Genomic DNA, 11,615 nt, shown 5'->3' on the forward strand with positions numbered 1-11,615 from the left:
TGATGACTCGTGTTGTTTGGTTTGTTTAACTTGCCTGCGCGACCACCGCTGCGGGTGATTGCGGATTCTTGTACGTCTCGATCAGGCGCTCGTAGCCGATGCTGGCGCGCTCCAGGCTGCCCGGTACGCGCAGGAAGCGCGCATCGTGATGCAGGGCCAGGATCAGGCCGTACATCTCGTACACCAGCTGCTGCGGGTCGGTGTCCGGCTTGAGGTCGCCGCATTCGACGGCCTGCCGGGCACAGCGCAGCAGCGCGCCCTGCCAGGCGCCGACCATGCCGGTCAGCGCTTCGCGGATCGGGCCGGGACGGTCGTCATACTCGACCGCGCCGCTGATGTAGATGCAGCCCGACGCCACTTCCACGCTGACACGCTTGACCCAGCGCGCGAACATGGCGTTGAGGCGCTGGATGCCGCGCGGCTCCTTGACGCTGGGGAAGAACACTTCCTGCTCGAAACGGTGGTGATACAGCTTCAGCACTTCCAACTGCAAATCTTCCCGCGATCCGAAGTGCGCGAACACGCCGGATTTGCTCATGTTCATCTTATCCGCGAGCAAGCCGATGGTCAGGCCTTCGAGACCATCGCGGCTGGCCAGCTCCAGCGCCATGTCCAGGATCGCCGCGCGGGTTAATTCGCCTTTGCGCATAAATTTAGTTGACGTATTAATAAGATTGCATCCCAGAGTAAAGTTTGAAATCATGGAGAAGAAACATTCTGCTCCAGTTTGTTACTCTGTGTGGAAAAAATTGCGAACGCTCGTACTATTATCCACTTGGGAGTGAATGTCAAACAGTACCTTTAGAGGTGAGGTTCTAAGTTACAGATTGTCGAGATGGCGGCGGTCGCGCTTGGTGGGACGGCCCTTGAGATGGGCGCTGGGTTCGGGGAATAACCGGCGGTTTTCCGCCACGGCGGCGCGGCGGGCCACGCTCACGTCCGTCTCTTCGTACAGGTTGCGCGCCACCGTGGCCGGGCCGCGCACGTCGGACAGATTCATGACATCGACTTCCCATTTATCGGAACCGTTGTCGATTTCCAGCACATCGCCGACCTTGACGTTGCGCGCCGGCTTGGCGCGGTCGCCGTTGACGGTCACGCGGCCGCGGTCGACGGCGTCGCAGGCCAGCGAACGGGTCTTGAAGAAACGGGCGGCCCACAGCCATTTGTCCAGTCTTACGGCATCACTCACGCGTATTTTCCCACTGCGAAGACTCGCATCAACAATTTATAAAAGAAGTAAGCCAGCTCGTAACCGACGCGGCGGACGTGGCCGACGTGCTCAAAATCAGCGTAGTGGATTTCCACGCCTTCGGCAATCGCTTCCTCGATGTGCGTGCGCAGGGTTTGCGAGAAGGCCGCGTCCTTGATCACCACATTGGCTTCCTGGTTGAGGAACAGGCTCAGCCCGTCTACATTGCTGGAGCCGACCGTGGCCCAGTCGTCGTCGATCACGGCCACCTTGGCGTGCAGCTGGGTCTTGTGATACTCGACGATGCGCACGCCGGCCGCCAGCAGCTTGGGATAGAAGGAGTGCGCGACCGCATCCTGCAGCCAGATTTCGCCGACGCCGATCAGCAGGGTGACGGCAACGCCGCGCTCGGCCGCCGAGATCAGCGCCTGGCGGAACTTGCGGCTGGGGGCGAAATACGGATTGGCCAGCAACACGTTCTTGCGCGCCCGGCCCAGCGCCTGCAGGTAGGCGCGCTGGATGGTGCGGCGGTTGCGCAGGTTGTCGCGCACCACGAAGCCGGCCTGGACCGCGTGCTGGGCGGCGATCTTCTGCACCTTGCGCATGTCGCGGTACAGGCCGATACGCTTGATCAGGCTCAGCTTGCCCAGGCGGCGCCACTGGGTCAGCGCTTCCAGCTGGATGTCGTGCACCAGCGCGCCGCGCACCTGCACCGCGAAGTCCCAGCGCGGCGCCGACAGTGCCTTGCTGTGATCGTAATCGCAGAACAGGTCGTCGTTGATGTTGATGCCGCCGACAAACGCGATTTCGCGGTCCACCACGCAGATCTTGCGGTGGGTACGGGTGACGCCGCGCTTGAACCACGGATTGAACATGCGGTGCTCGACGCCGGCCGCGACCAGTTTTTCGTGCATGTGATTGATCTGGCGGCGGCCGGTGCCCCACCAGTCGGTGATCATGCGCACCTGGATGCCGCGCTGGGCGGCCGCCATCAGGGTGGACATGATCAGCTTGCCGGTGTCGTCGCCTGCAAAGATATAGGTTTCGAAGTACACCTCGTACCGTGCCGCTTCGATGGCGGCGACCAGGGCCGGGAAGTAATCGGTGCCGGTGTGTAAGAGGGTAACTTCGTTATTGTCTAAGAAATTTACAGGGCGCATAGTGTGCGCTCACGCCAGCGTCAGAGAAGCAACGATGGGAGCGTGGTCTGATAGCTTGGCCCATAGACTACCATGCATCACCTCTGCCGTCTCCACCTTGAAGCCGCGCACATAAATGCGGTCCAGCCGGAAGAACGGCAAGGCGGCCGGGAAGGTCCGGGCCGGGATGATGCTGCTCTTGCGGCGCAGCTTGCGCAGCACTTCACCCAGCGCGGTGTTGGCGCCTTCGATTTCGTCGAACGCTTCCACCACGCCGAGCGCGTTATACAGTTCGGCACTCAAGGTATTGCGCCAGTCGTTGAAATCGCCGGCGATCACCACCGGCTCGCCGTTGGGCGCGGTTTCCCTGACCGCCGAGATCAGCGACTGGGTCTGGCGGCGGCGACTGCCCTCGAACAGGCCCAGGTGGACCACGTAGCAATGCACCAGCCCGGCCGGCGTATCGAGCGCGCAATGCAGGATGCCGCGCGATTCATAGGCGTGGTCGGAGACATCGTGGTTGTTCTGGCTGGAGATCGGGAAGGCGCTGAGCAGCGCGTTGCCGTGGTGACCATGGTCGTACACCGCGTTCATGCCGTAGGCCGCATGCAGGTGACGCGACTCGCCGGCGAAGAATTCATGCTGGGCCGCCGACGGCCAATGCTTGTGGCCGTTGTGCTCGGCGCCGTACTTGGCGGCCTTGAGATCGTGCTTGCCCTGCACTTCCTGCAGGAACACCACGTCGGCGTCGAACATGCCGATGGCCTGCTTCAGCGCCAGCACACGCGGTTCCGAGCGGATGCTGGAAACGCCCTTGTGGATGTTGTAGGTGGCAACACGGAGTCTCATAATGGAGCTTATTTTACTCCCGAGACAGCGTCGGCTGTGTGCGTAGCCGCACACATGCAAATGCGCTAAAATTTTGTGACTGTGTTATCCATGAGTATGTGTTTTGACACAGTGTGATTGGCAGTGGAATCCCTGTGTCCCATTAGAAGATGCTCGACACTGATATCTTCATCCAGCGCGTCCCAGTGCAGGCCGGCTCCCTCGCCACTAAAAATATACCCAGCGCGCTGCTCTGGTGTGGCATTTTGCAGACGTGGAAAAAAGCTGAGGGGCACGCCAAGCGTGCGTCCATCGACCAGGTGGACCCACATGTTTTTCTGATCAAAGGTCAGTCGGGTAGCCAGTGCGTTATTCATCGAAGAACTCCTTCCAACTGCTGATAAAGAGCGCGCGCTGCGAACGCACGAGACGGACGATCTCGCGCATGGTGCGCGCAGGTATTCCGCTTGAGTTCGCTGGAATGACGTCAGGTTCCAGCCAGATCTTCGCTACACCGCCATGCCCCCGCACGTGAACATGCATGGGCTCACGCGGAATGCCTTCGCTGGAATAGAAGAACAGCGCATAACCTTTGTAGCGCAAGACGACAGGCATGGCAAGTCGCACACGAAGTAAGTGAACTTCGATGCTAGACCGTGTCTGCATAACCTCGCTTGAGGCGGCGCAAGGTCAGCGGACCTGGTGCGGCAGCTGCAGGATGGCTTCGGCGTTGGAGGCGGAGAAGCAGCGGTCGGCCGCTTCCAGATAGGGCAGCCAGAGGTAATTCAGATGCTCGCGCGGGCTCAGCGTGATGGCGATCCCGCGCGGGACTTCGACGCTGAAGACGTGCTCGGTGTTTTGCGTGACGCCGGGCGCGTAGCGGTGGCGCCAGACCGGGTAGATTTCGTAGACGTTGGACAGGCGCCAGTCGCGCAGCACGATGTGCTCGCCATCGGCCACGATGCCGGTCTCTTCGAACAATTCGCGCGTGGCGGTCGCCAGCAAAGGCTCGTCGGCCGCGTCCAGCGAGCCGGTCACCGATTGCCAGTAGCCGGGACGGTCGGCGCGCTCGATCAGCAGCACGTCCAGCGCGGCGGTGTGGATCACCACCAGCACGGACTCGGGAATCTTGTAAGGCTTCATCACGGATAAAAGAAAAGGCGCCGCAGCGCCTTTTCCTTGCAGAACAGATTAGCCGGCCACTTTCGGCTCGGCGGCACGCAGACGGATGTGCAGTTCTTTCAGCTGCTTCTCGTCCACTTCCGACGGCGCGTGGGTCAGCAGATCCTGGGCGCGCTGGGTTTTCGGGAAGGCGATCACGTCGCGGATCGAATCCGACTTGGTCATCAGCGTGACGATGCGGTCCAGACCGAACGCCAGGCCGCCGTGCGGTGGCGCGCCGTACTGCAGCGCGTCCAGCAGGAAGCCGAACTTCAGGCGCGCTTCGTCGGCGCCGATCTTCAGCGCGCGGAACACTTTCGACTGCACTTCCTCGCGGTGGATACGGATCGAGCCGCCGCCCAGTTCCCAGCCGTTCAGCACCATGTCGTACGCCTTGGCGATGCAGGCGCCCGGATTGGTTTCCAGCATGTCTTCGTGGCCATCCTTCGGCGCGGTGAACGGGTGGTGGGTCGCGGTCCAGCGGTCGTCTTCCTCGTCGTATTCGAACATCGGGAAGTCGATCACCCACAGCGGCGCCCAGACGTCGTCGAACAGGCCGTTGGCCTTGCCGAATTCCGAGTGGCCGATCTTCACGCGCAGCGCGCCGATGGCGTCGTTGACCACCTTGGCCTTGTCGGCGCCGAAGAAGATCAGGTCGCCGTCTTCGGCGCCGGTCAGTTCCAGGATCTTGGCCAGGGCGGCGTCGTGCAGGTTCTTGACGATCGGCGACTGCAGGCCGTCACGGCCCTTGGCCTTCTCGTTGACCTTGATGTAAGCCAGGCCCTTGGCGCCGTAGATGGCGACGAACTGGGTGTACGCGTCGATTTCCGAGCGCGGCATGTCGGCGCCCTTCGGCACGCGCAGACCGACCACGCGGCCGTTCGGCAGGTTGGCGGCGCCCGAGAACACCTTGAAGTCGACGTCCTTCATCACCTCGGTCAGTTCGGTGAAGGCCAGCTTGACGCGCATGTCCGGTTTGTCCGAACCATATTTGCCCATGGCTTCGGCGAAGTCCATCACCGGGAACGGGTCAGGCAGGTCGATCGACAGGGTATTCTTGAACACCTTGCGGATCATGTCTTCGAACAGGTCGCGGATTTCCTGCTCGTTCAGGAACGAGGTTTCGCAGTCGATCTGGGTGAATTCCGGCTGGCGGTCGGCGCGCAGGTCTTCGTCGCGGAAGCACTTGGTGATCTGGTAGTAGCGGTCGAAGTTGGCCACCATCAGCAGCTGCTTGAACAGCTGCGGCGACTGCGGCAGCGCGAAGAACTGGCCGGCGTTGACGCGCGACGGCACCAGGTAGTCGCGCGCGCCTTCCGGGGTCGACTTGGTCAGGGTCGGGGTCTCGATGTCGATGAAGCCCAGTTCGTCCAGGTACTTGCGCACTTCCATGGTCACCTTGTAGCGCAGGCGCAGGTTGTTCTGCATCTGCGGACGGCGCAGGTCCAGCACGCGGTGGGTCAGACGGGTGGTTTCCGACAGGTTGTCGTCGTCCAGCTGGAACGGCACGGCCACGGACGGGTTCAGCACTTCCAGTTCCGAACAGATCACTTCGATCTTGCCCGACTTCAGGTTGGCGTTGACGGTGCCGGCCAGGCGGTCCTTGACCACGCCGGTGACGCGCAGGCAGAACTCGTTACGCAAGGCTTCGGCCGCCTTGAATACTTCCGCCTGTTCCGGATTGCACACGATCTGCACCAGGCCCTCGCGGTCGCGCAGGTCGATGAAGATCACGCCACCGTGGTCGCGGCGACGATGTACCCAGCCGCACAGGCTGACAGTTTGGCCGAGCAGCGCTTCAGTGGTGAGGCCGCAGTAGTGAGTACGCATTGAGGACATGTTTATTTCTCGGTTCAGGTTAAGTGACTCAGTTGATCTTGGTGTCGTCCGGGGTGATGATTTTCGGCGCATCTTCCGGCGCCACCACCCCCATCGACACGATGTACTTCAGGGCCGCATCGACGGTCATGTCGAGTTCGACCACATCCTTCTTGGCCAGCATCAGGAAAAAGCCCGAGGTCGGATTCGGCGTGGTCGGCACGTAGACGCTGACGTAATCGCCGACCAGGTGGTTCTTCACGTCGCCGCCCGGGGTGCCGGTGAGGAACGCGATGGTCCACGAATTCTGGTGCGGATACGGAATCAGCACCGCCTTGCGGAAAGCATTGCCGGACGACGAGAACAGCGTGTCCGACACCTGCTTGACGCTCGAATACAGGGAGCTGACCACCGGGATGCGGGTCAGCAGCTTTTCCCACAGGCGCAGCACGTAGTTGCCGACCAGGTTGTTGGTCAGCAGGCCGGTCAGGAAGACGATGACGATGGTCAGCAGCGTGCCGAAACCGGGAATGTCGGCGCCGAACAGCGTGTGCGGCTGCCAGCGCTCCGGCACGAACAACAGCGACTGGTCCATGGTGCTGATCACCAGGTTCAGCACCCAGGCGGTGATCGCCAGGGGCACCAGCACCAGCAGGCCGGTAATGAAATATTTACGCATCAAGTCTTCCTGTAGTGGACGATCAGGTGTCGCTGGAGCCGCTGCCGCCCGACGACGCGGCCGGCGGCGTGCTGGCCGCTGGCGCATCGCCCTTGGCCGGGCCGCTTGCGGCGCCGGTGGCCGGCGGCGTGCCGCCGCGGAAGTCGGTCACGTACCAGCCGGTACCCTTCAACTGGAAGCCGGCCGCCGTCAGTTGTTTCTTGAACGTCTCCTTGCCGCAGGACGGACACACCGTCAGCTGCGGGTCGGACATCTTCTGCAAGACATCCTTGGCAAAACCGCAGGACTCGCAGCGGTAAGCGTAGATCGGCATCTATTACTCCGCAAAAATCATCAAAACCCTGAATTATAAAGCCTTTTGCGACCCATCTGACTGTTTCCTGTGGTTAAGCCAGTTTGGGTAATCGCTTTCATTGAAAAAAACTATTCGCTAATTGTCACTGTGCATGATTAAATGCTGGTCAACAAGCGCTGATTTCCCAATCCCTGAGTCGCCGCATCGTTCGCCGTCCCGGACCCTACGACGCCTATCCTTTTGATTCTTTGGGAAATTCCATGAAAAAATATCTGTACGCGGGTGTTTTGAGCGCCTGCCTCGCCGCGCCTGCCTATGCTGGCACTAACAAGTTTGTTGCGCAAAAGCCGGAAGAGCCGCTGCACCGCCGCACCATCGTGCTGTGCATGGCGATCGTGCTTGGCCTGGAGTTGTACAAACACCGTCCGCAGCTGCCCGCCCGCAAACCGTACTCAACTTGAAAGTTGTGCGGCCGCTCGCACAGATCGCCTGATCGTAACTCCGTATAAAGGTAACACTACCTTAACAAGGAGAACAACATGATCAAGAAACTGCTGCTTGCCGCCGCCATTGCGGCTTCTGTCGGTACGGCTACCGCCGCTGTCATCGTAGTACAAACCGCCCCTCCGCCACTGCGCGAGGAAGTCGTGCCCGCGCCGCGCGCCGGCTATGTCTGGGCACCCGGCTACTGGGACTGGCGCAGCGGCCGCCACGTATGGGTCAGAGGCCATTGGGAACGCGAACGCCGCGGCTATGTCTACCATCAGCCGACCTGGGTGGAACGCGATGGTCACTGGGAAATGACGCGCGGTAATTGGGCGCGCCGTGACAACGACCATGACGGCGTGCCGAACGGCGTCGACGACCATCCCAACAATCCGCGCCGCAATTAAGCCGCGCGCTTAAGCCACAACCGGGCGGCGACGCCAGATCATCCAGCGCTCCTTGCCGGCAAACACCGGGATGGAGTCGCTGACGACATCGTCCGCCTCGCACACGAAATGCGCCTTCAACAGCGCATCGAGCTGCGCACGGCCGATGCCGAAAGGCGGCCCTTTGGGCGCCTCGTCAAAGAAAAAATACCCCGCCAGCAGCGCCCCCGGCGCCAGCAGCCGCACCCAGCGCGCCGCCACCTGCGGCCACATGGCGCGCGGCATCGCGCACAGGAAGGCGCGCTCGTAGATCAGTTGCAGCGGCTGTGCCGGCTGCCATGCGAAGAAATCCGCCTGCACCACGCGCGCAGCGTGGACCCCGGCCGCCGCCTTGCCCCGCGCCACCGCCGCCGGCGAAAAATCGATGGCGGTCGCATCCCACCCCAGTCCGGCCAGATGGCTGAGTTCGTAGGCAGAGCCGCAACCGGGAATCAGGGTGGTCAGCGGCGCGCTGGCCGCAGCGAAATCGCGCAGCGCTTGCGGCACGCCGCCGCGGTCCCAGGGCGTGAACCGGCGTGCGAAGCGTTCGTCCCAGAACGCCGGCGACAGCGGATCGCGTTGCTGAAAATCGGCCATGTCAGAGCAAATGATGCCAGCGCGCGTACAGGTGGAAGCCAGCCACGCCCAGACCCAGCGCCATCGCGACGAACACCACCGCGCCCAGCAGGCGATTGGTGCGCTGCTGCTCGACCACCAGTTGGCGGATCAGTTCGGTATTGTCGTTGGGCTTTTCGGCATGGCGCTCCAGCGCCTGATGCATCAACCGCGGCAGTTGCGGGAAGATGTGGGCATAGCGCGGCGCTTCCGCCTTCAGCCGCTGCACAAAACCTTTCCAGCCGACCTGCTCGCCCATCCAGTTTTCCAGGTAGGGCTTGGCGGTTTTCCACAGGTCCAGATCGGGGTCGAGCTGGCGCCCCAGGCCTTCGATGTTCAGCAGCGTCTTCTGCAGCAGCACCAGTTGCGGCTGCACTTCGACGTTGAAGCGGCGCGAGGTCTGGAACAGCCGCAACAGGATCTGCCCGAACGAGATGTCTTTCAGCGGCCGGTCGAAGATCGGTTCGCAGCAGGCGCGCACCGCCGATTCCAGTTCGTCGACGCGGGTTTCCTTGGGCGCCCAGCCCGATTCGATGTGGGCCTCGGCCACGCGTTTGTAGTCGCGGCGGAAGAAGGCCAGGAAATTCTGCGACAGGTAATCCTTGTCGAAATCGTTGAGCGTGCCGACGATGCCGAAGTCCAGCGCGATGTAGCGGCCGAACGTTTCCGGCTCCACCGACACCAGGATGTTCCCCGGGTGCATGTCGGCATGGAAGAAGCCGTCGCGGAACACCTGGGTGAAGAAGATTTCCACGCCATCGCTGGACAGCTTTTTCAGGTCCACCCCAGCCGCTTCCAGGCGATCGATCTGCGACACCGGAATGCCGTGCATGCGCTCCATCACGATGACATTGCTGGAACAATAGTCCCAATGCATCTCCGGCACCAGCAGCAGATGCGAATCGGCGAAGTTGCGGCGCAGCTGGCTGGCGTTGGCCGCCTCGCGCATCAGGTCCAGCTCGTCGTGCAGGTATTTGTCGAACTCGGCCACCACCTCTTTCGGCTTCAGGCGTTTGCTGTCGGCCCAGACGTTGCTGATCCATTCGGCGGCCACGTGCATCAGCGCGACGTCGTCGTCGATGGTTTTCTTCATGCCCGGCCGCAGCACCTTGACCGCCACCTGGCGGCCATCCTTCAGCGTGGCAAAGTGCACCTGGGCGATCGAGGCCGAGGCCACCGGATTGCGCTCGAACGTGGCGAACAGCTCGTCCGGATGCGCGCCCAGCGACTTGCGGATCTGCGCGATGGCCAGGTCGGGATCGAACGGCGGCACGCGGTCCTGCAGGCGCGCCAGTTCGATCTGCAGGTCCGGCGGGATCAGGTCGCTGCGGGTGGACAGCACCTGGCCGAACTTGACGAAGATCGGTCCCAGCTCCTCCAGCGCCATGCGCAGGCGCACGCCGCGCGGCGAGGACAGGTCGCGCCAGAAAAATACCGTGTCGATCAGTTTGGTGATGCGCGGCTTTCTGAGGCCGGAAATCGCAATTTCATCGAGGCCATAGCGCACCGATACCCGCAGAATTTTCAGCAGGCGCAAGAATTTCAGCATTATTTGGATCCCAGTTTCTGTTCCAACCTGGCCAGCCGCTTGGCGGCGCGTTCCACGTCATCGCGCAGGCGGGCGACGTCGGCCGAGTACGCTTCCACCGTTTGCGGCCGCACCAGCACTTGTTTCTCGTCCAGCAGGAATTCGGCGACGTTTTCGGCCAGCTTCTGGTGGCCGGTCCGCACCGCGTTGAAGGCGGCTTTGGCGCCGGCCACCGTGCGCACGGCGGCGATCGGCCCCACCACCTGTTCCAGGTCGTGCTCGGCCTCCCAGCGCAGCGATTTGCTCAGGCTGGAAATCGCGTTGGCGAACTCGGCGTCGCCCTCGATCTGCACGTAGGAGAAGGCGCGCTCGCGATTTTGCAGGATCAGCGGCACATCGGACAGCTTGAGGCGGATGGTGACGCGCGCCGCCTCCCCGGCCGGGGCCGGTTCAAAATAGCCGTCGGCCGTCACGCGCAGGCGCAGCGCGGCCGAGCCGGCGTCGATGGCGGCCACCTTGCCGGCGTGCCGCAGCAACTCCTGGCGCGCCCATGGCGATTGCGCCAGCAAATGGTTGATGGCGGCGCTGACCGGCGCCGCGGAAAAACTGCCTGGTTTCAGTGAAATCATGTTCTAGCCGTTCAAAACAAAACCGCCCGATGACGGGCGGCCTTGATCTTACCAGTTTTACCGGATTGGCCCGGTTTATCAGGCGAGCTGCTGAATACCGGCCAGCAGCCAGCCACCATTGCCGTTGACCGGCTTGGACAGGTTCCAGACCTCGTTGAACGGCTCGGCCAGCGCGTCGGGCGCCGGCTTGATCATGCCGGTGAACTGCACGCTGGCCAGGTACTCGGTGGCGCCGGTTTCGATGCCCAGCAACTGGGCGTCGATGCTGACCACATCGGTGTAATCGGCCTGCGCGCCGCGCTCGGTGATCTGCATCTTCAGCTCGGCGAAAACTTCCGGCGTGGTGAATTCACGGATGTCAGCGACATCGCCCTTGTCCCAGGCGGCCTGCAGGCGGATGAAGTTACCCTTGGCCACGCGCAGGAAGCCGGCGCTGTCGAAATCGGCCGGCACGCCCCACGTGGTGTGGGCCGGCTGCGCTGCGGGCGCCGCCGGCGGCGGCGCATACGCCGCGGGCGCTTGCGGCGCCGGTTGCTGCATCGGGTACACATTGTTGCCGGCAAACGCGGCCGGCCGCCCGACAGGCTGCGCAACAGGCTGCGACTTGCCACGGATCAGGCGCACGATGAAGAACACCACCGCCGCCACCAGGGCCAGCATGATCAGCGAACCGAACAGGCTGCCGATGGCGCCGCCCAGGCCGAAGTGGGAGAACAGCGCCCCCATGCCCAGGCCCAGCAGCGCGCCGCCGAGGATGCCCTTCCACGGGCTGGCCGGCGTGCGCACGCCGGTGCTGTTCATCAGTGGCGACCAGGACGAC

16 protein-coding genes are annotated in these 11,615 nt (G+C 62.7%); 2 read left to right on the forward strand and 14 right to left on the reverse strand.

Features of this window, described 5'->3' with window-relative positions:
• Positions 1-25: 25 nt before the first annotated feature.
• The 10 genes from E4L98_RS01965 to E4L98_RS02010 form a co-directional block, all read right to left on the reverse strand.
• Positions 26-649, reverse strand: a complete 624-nt coding sequence (locus E4L98_RS01965; RefSeq protein WP_135199888.1) for a TetR/AcrR family transcriptional regulator — start codon at positions 647-649, stop codon at positions 26-28.
• 171 nt (positions 650-820) lie between these two features.
• Entirely contained in the window at positions 821-1,192 is a 372-nt protein-coding gene (locus E4L98_RS01970; RefSeq protein WP_135199889.1) for an RNA-binding S4 domain-containing protein, read from the reverse strand.
• Positions 1,189-2,352 (reverse strand): cardiolipin synthase ClsB, encoded by a 1,164-nt coding sequence (gene clsB / locus E4L98_RS01975; protein WP_135199890.1) that lies wholly within the window; start codon positions 2,350-2,352, stop codon positions 1,189-1,191. Before clsB ends, E4L98_RS01970 begins: the two co-directional genes overlap by 4 nt.
• Positions 2,353-2,361: 9 nt before the next feature.
• Entirely contained in the window at positions 2,362-3,180 is an 819-nt protein-coding gene (locus E4L98_RS01980; RefSeq protein WP_135199891.1) for an endonuclease/exonuclease/phosphatase family protein, read from the reverse strand.
• Positions 3,181-3,245: 65 nt separating this feature from the next.
• Positions 3,246-3,536: a DUF2442 domain-containing protein gene (locus tag E4L98_RS01985; RefSeq protein WP_135199892.1), complete on the reverse strand. Its 291-nt coding sequence runs from the start codon at positions 3,534-3,536 to the stop codon at positions 3,246-3,248.
• Complete coding sequence (locus E4L98_RS01990; protein WP_135199893.1) at positions 3,529-3,774, reverse strand: DUF4160 domain-containing protein; 246 nt, start codon at positions 3,772-3,774, stop codon at positions 3,529-3,531. Before E4L98_RS01990 ends, E4L98_RS01985 begins: the two co-directional genes overlap by 8 nt.
• A 75-nt stretch (positions 3,775-3,849) precedes the next feature.
• The gene (nudB, locus tag E4L98_RS01995; protein ID WP_135199894.1) at positions 3,850-4,302 is read right to left on the reverse strand and encodes a dihydroneopterin triphosphate diphosphatase; all 453 of its coding nucleotides are present in this window, start codon (positions 4,300-4,302) and stop codon (positions 3,850-3,852) included.
• A 48-nt stretch (positions 4,303-4,350) separates the two neighbouring features.
• Positions 4,351-6,150 carry an aspartate--tRNA ligase gene (gene aspS, locus E4L98_RS02000; RefSeq protein WP_205746643.1) on the reverse strand — a complete coding sequence of 600 codons (1,800 nt, stop codon included), beginning with the start codon at positions 6,148-6,150 and terminating at the stop codon, positions 4,351-4,353.
• Between the two features lie 37 nt (positions 6,151-6,187).
• Positions 6,188-6,817: a DUF502 domain-containing protein gene (locus E4L98_RS02005; RefSeq protein WP_135199896.1), complete on the reverse strand. Its 630-nt coding sequence runs from the start codon at positions 6,815-6,817 to the stop codon at positions 6,188-6,190.
• Positions 6,818-6,839: 22 nt separating this feature from the next.
• A complete protein-coding gene (locus tag E4L98_RS02010; RefSeq protein ID WP_135199897.1) occupies positions 6,840-7,130 on the reverse strand; it encodes an FmdB family zinc ribbon protein in 291 nt (96 codons plus the stop codon).
• A gap of 242 nt (positions 7,131-7,372) precedes the next feature.
• Here E4L98_RS02010 and E4L98_RS02015 point away from each other — a divergent pair, with 242 nt between their 5' ends.
• Positions 7,373-7,573, forward strand: a complete 201-nt coding sequence (locus E4L98_RS02015) for a hypothetical protein (RefSeq protein WP_135199898.1) — start codon at positions 7,373-7,375, stop codon at positions 7,571-7,573.
• Between the two features lie 78 nt (positions 7,574-7,651).
• Entirely contained in the window at positions 7,652-8,005 is a 354-nt protein-coding gene (locus E4L98_RS02020; protein WP_135199899.1) for a YXWGXW repeat-containing protein, read from the forward strand.
• 9 nt (positions 8,006-8,014) lie between these two features.
• Here E4L98_RS02020 and E4L98_RS02025 read toward each other — a convergent pair whose 3' ends face one another.
• The 4 genes from E4L98_RS02025 to E4L98_RS02040 all read right to left on the reverse strand — a co-directional run.
• Positions 8,015-8,620 (reverse strand): methyltransferase domain-containing protein, encoded by a 606-nt coding sequence (locus tag E4L98_RS02025; protein WP_135199900.1) that lies wholly within the window; start codon positions 8,618-8,620, stop codon positions 8,015-8,017.
• 1 nt (position 8,621) lies between these two features.
• Complete coding sequence (ubiB, locus tag E4L98_RS02030; RefSeq protein WP_135199901.1) at positions 8,622-10,190, reverse strand: ubiquinone biosynthesis regulatory protein kinase UbiB; 1,569 nt, start codon at positions 10,188-10,190, stop codon at positions 8,622-8,624.
• Positions 10,187-10,795 carry a ubiquinone biosynthesis accessory factor UbiJ gene (locus E4L98_RS02035; protein ID WP_135199902.1) on the reverse strand — a complete coding sequence of 203 codons (609 nt, stop codon included), beginning with the start codon at positions 10,793-10,795 and terminating at the stop codon, positions 10,187-10,189. The genes ubiB and E4L98_RS02035 overlap by 4 nt, the downstream gene beginning before the upstream one ends.
• A 78-nt stretch (positions 10,796-10,873) precedes the next feature.
• On the reverse strand, positions 10,874-11,615 hold a 742-nt coding region (locus E4L98_RS02040; protein WP_135199903.1), incomplete at its 5' end, for a Tim44 domain-containing protein.

This window comes from Duganella callida, assembly GCF_004614165.1.
Classification (GTDB): domain Bacteria; phylum Pseudomonadota; class Gammaproteobacteria; order Burkholderiales; family Burkholderiaceae_D; genus Rugamonas; species Rugamonas callida.

Coding starts and splice junctions, on each gene's coding strand:
- E4L98_RS01965 (WP_135199888.1), bottom strand. CDS start 649: ATGCGCAAAGGCGAATTAACCCGCGCGGCGATCCTGGACATGGCGCTG.
- clsB (WP_135199890.1), bottom strand. CDS start 2,352: ATGCGCCCTGTAAATTTCTTAGACAATAACGAAGTTACCCTCTTACAC.
- E4L98_RS01980 (WP_135199891.1), bottom strand. CDS start 3,180: ATGAGACTCCGTGTTGCCACCTACAACATCCACAAGGGCGTTTCCAGC.
- E4L98_RS01985 (WP_135199892.1), bottom strand. CDS start 3,536: ATGAATAACGCACTGGCTACCCGACTGACCTTTGATCAGAAAAACATG.
- E4L98_RS01990 (WP_135199893.1), bottom strand. CDS start 3,774: ATGCCTGTCGTCTTGCGCTACAAAGGTTATGCGCTGTTCTTCTATTCC.
- nudB (WP_135199894.1), bottom strand. CDS start 4,302: ATGAAGCCTTACAAGATTCCCGAGTCCGTGCTGGTGGTGATCCACACC.
- aspS (WP_205746643.1), bottom strand. CDS start 6,150: ATGCGTACTCACTACTGCGGCCTCACCACTGAAGCGCTGCTCGGCCAA.
- E4L98_RS02005 (WP_135199896.1), bottom strand. CDS start 6,817: ATGCGTAAATATTTCATTACCGGCCTGCTGGTGCTGGTGCCCCTGGCG.
- E4L98_RS02010 (WP_135199897.1), bottom strand. CDS start 7,130: ATGCCGATCTACGCTTACCGCTGCGAGTCCTGCGGTTTTGCCAAGGAT.
- E4L98_RS02015 (WP_135199898.1), top strand. CDS start 7,373: ATGAAAAAATATCTGTACGCGGGTGTTTTGAGCGCCTGCCTCGCCGCG.
- E4L98_RS02020 (WP_135199899.1), top strand. CDS start 7,652: ATGATCAAGAAACTGCTGCTTGCCGCCGCCATTGCGGCTTCTGTCGGT.
- E4L98_RS02025 (WP_135199900.1), bottom strand. CDS start 8,620: ATGGCCGATTTTCAGCAACGCGATCCGCTGTCGCCGGCGTTCTGGGAC.
- E4L98_RS02035 (WP_135199902.1), bottom strand. CDS start 10,795: ATGATTTCACTGAAACCAGGCAGTTTTTCCGCGGCGCCGGTCAGCGCC.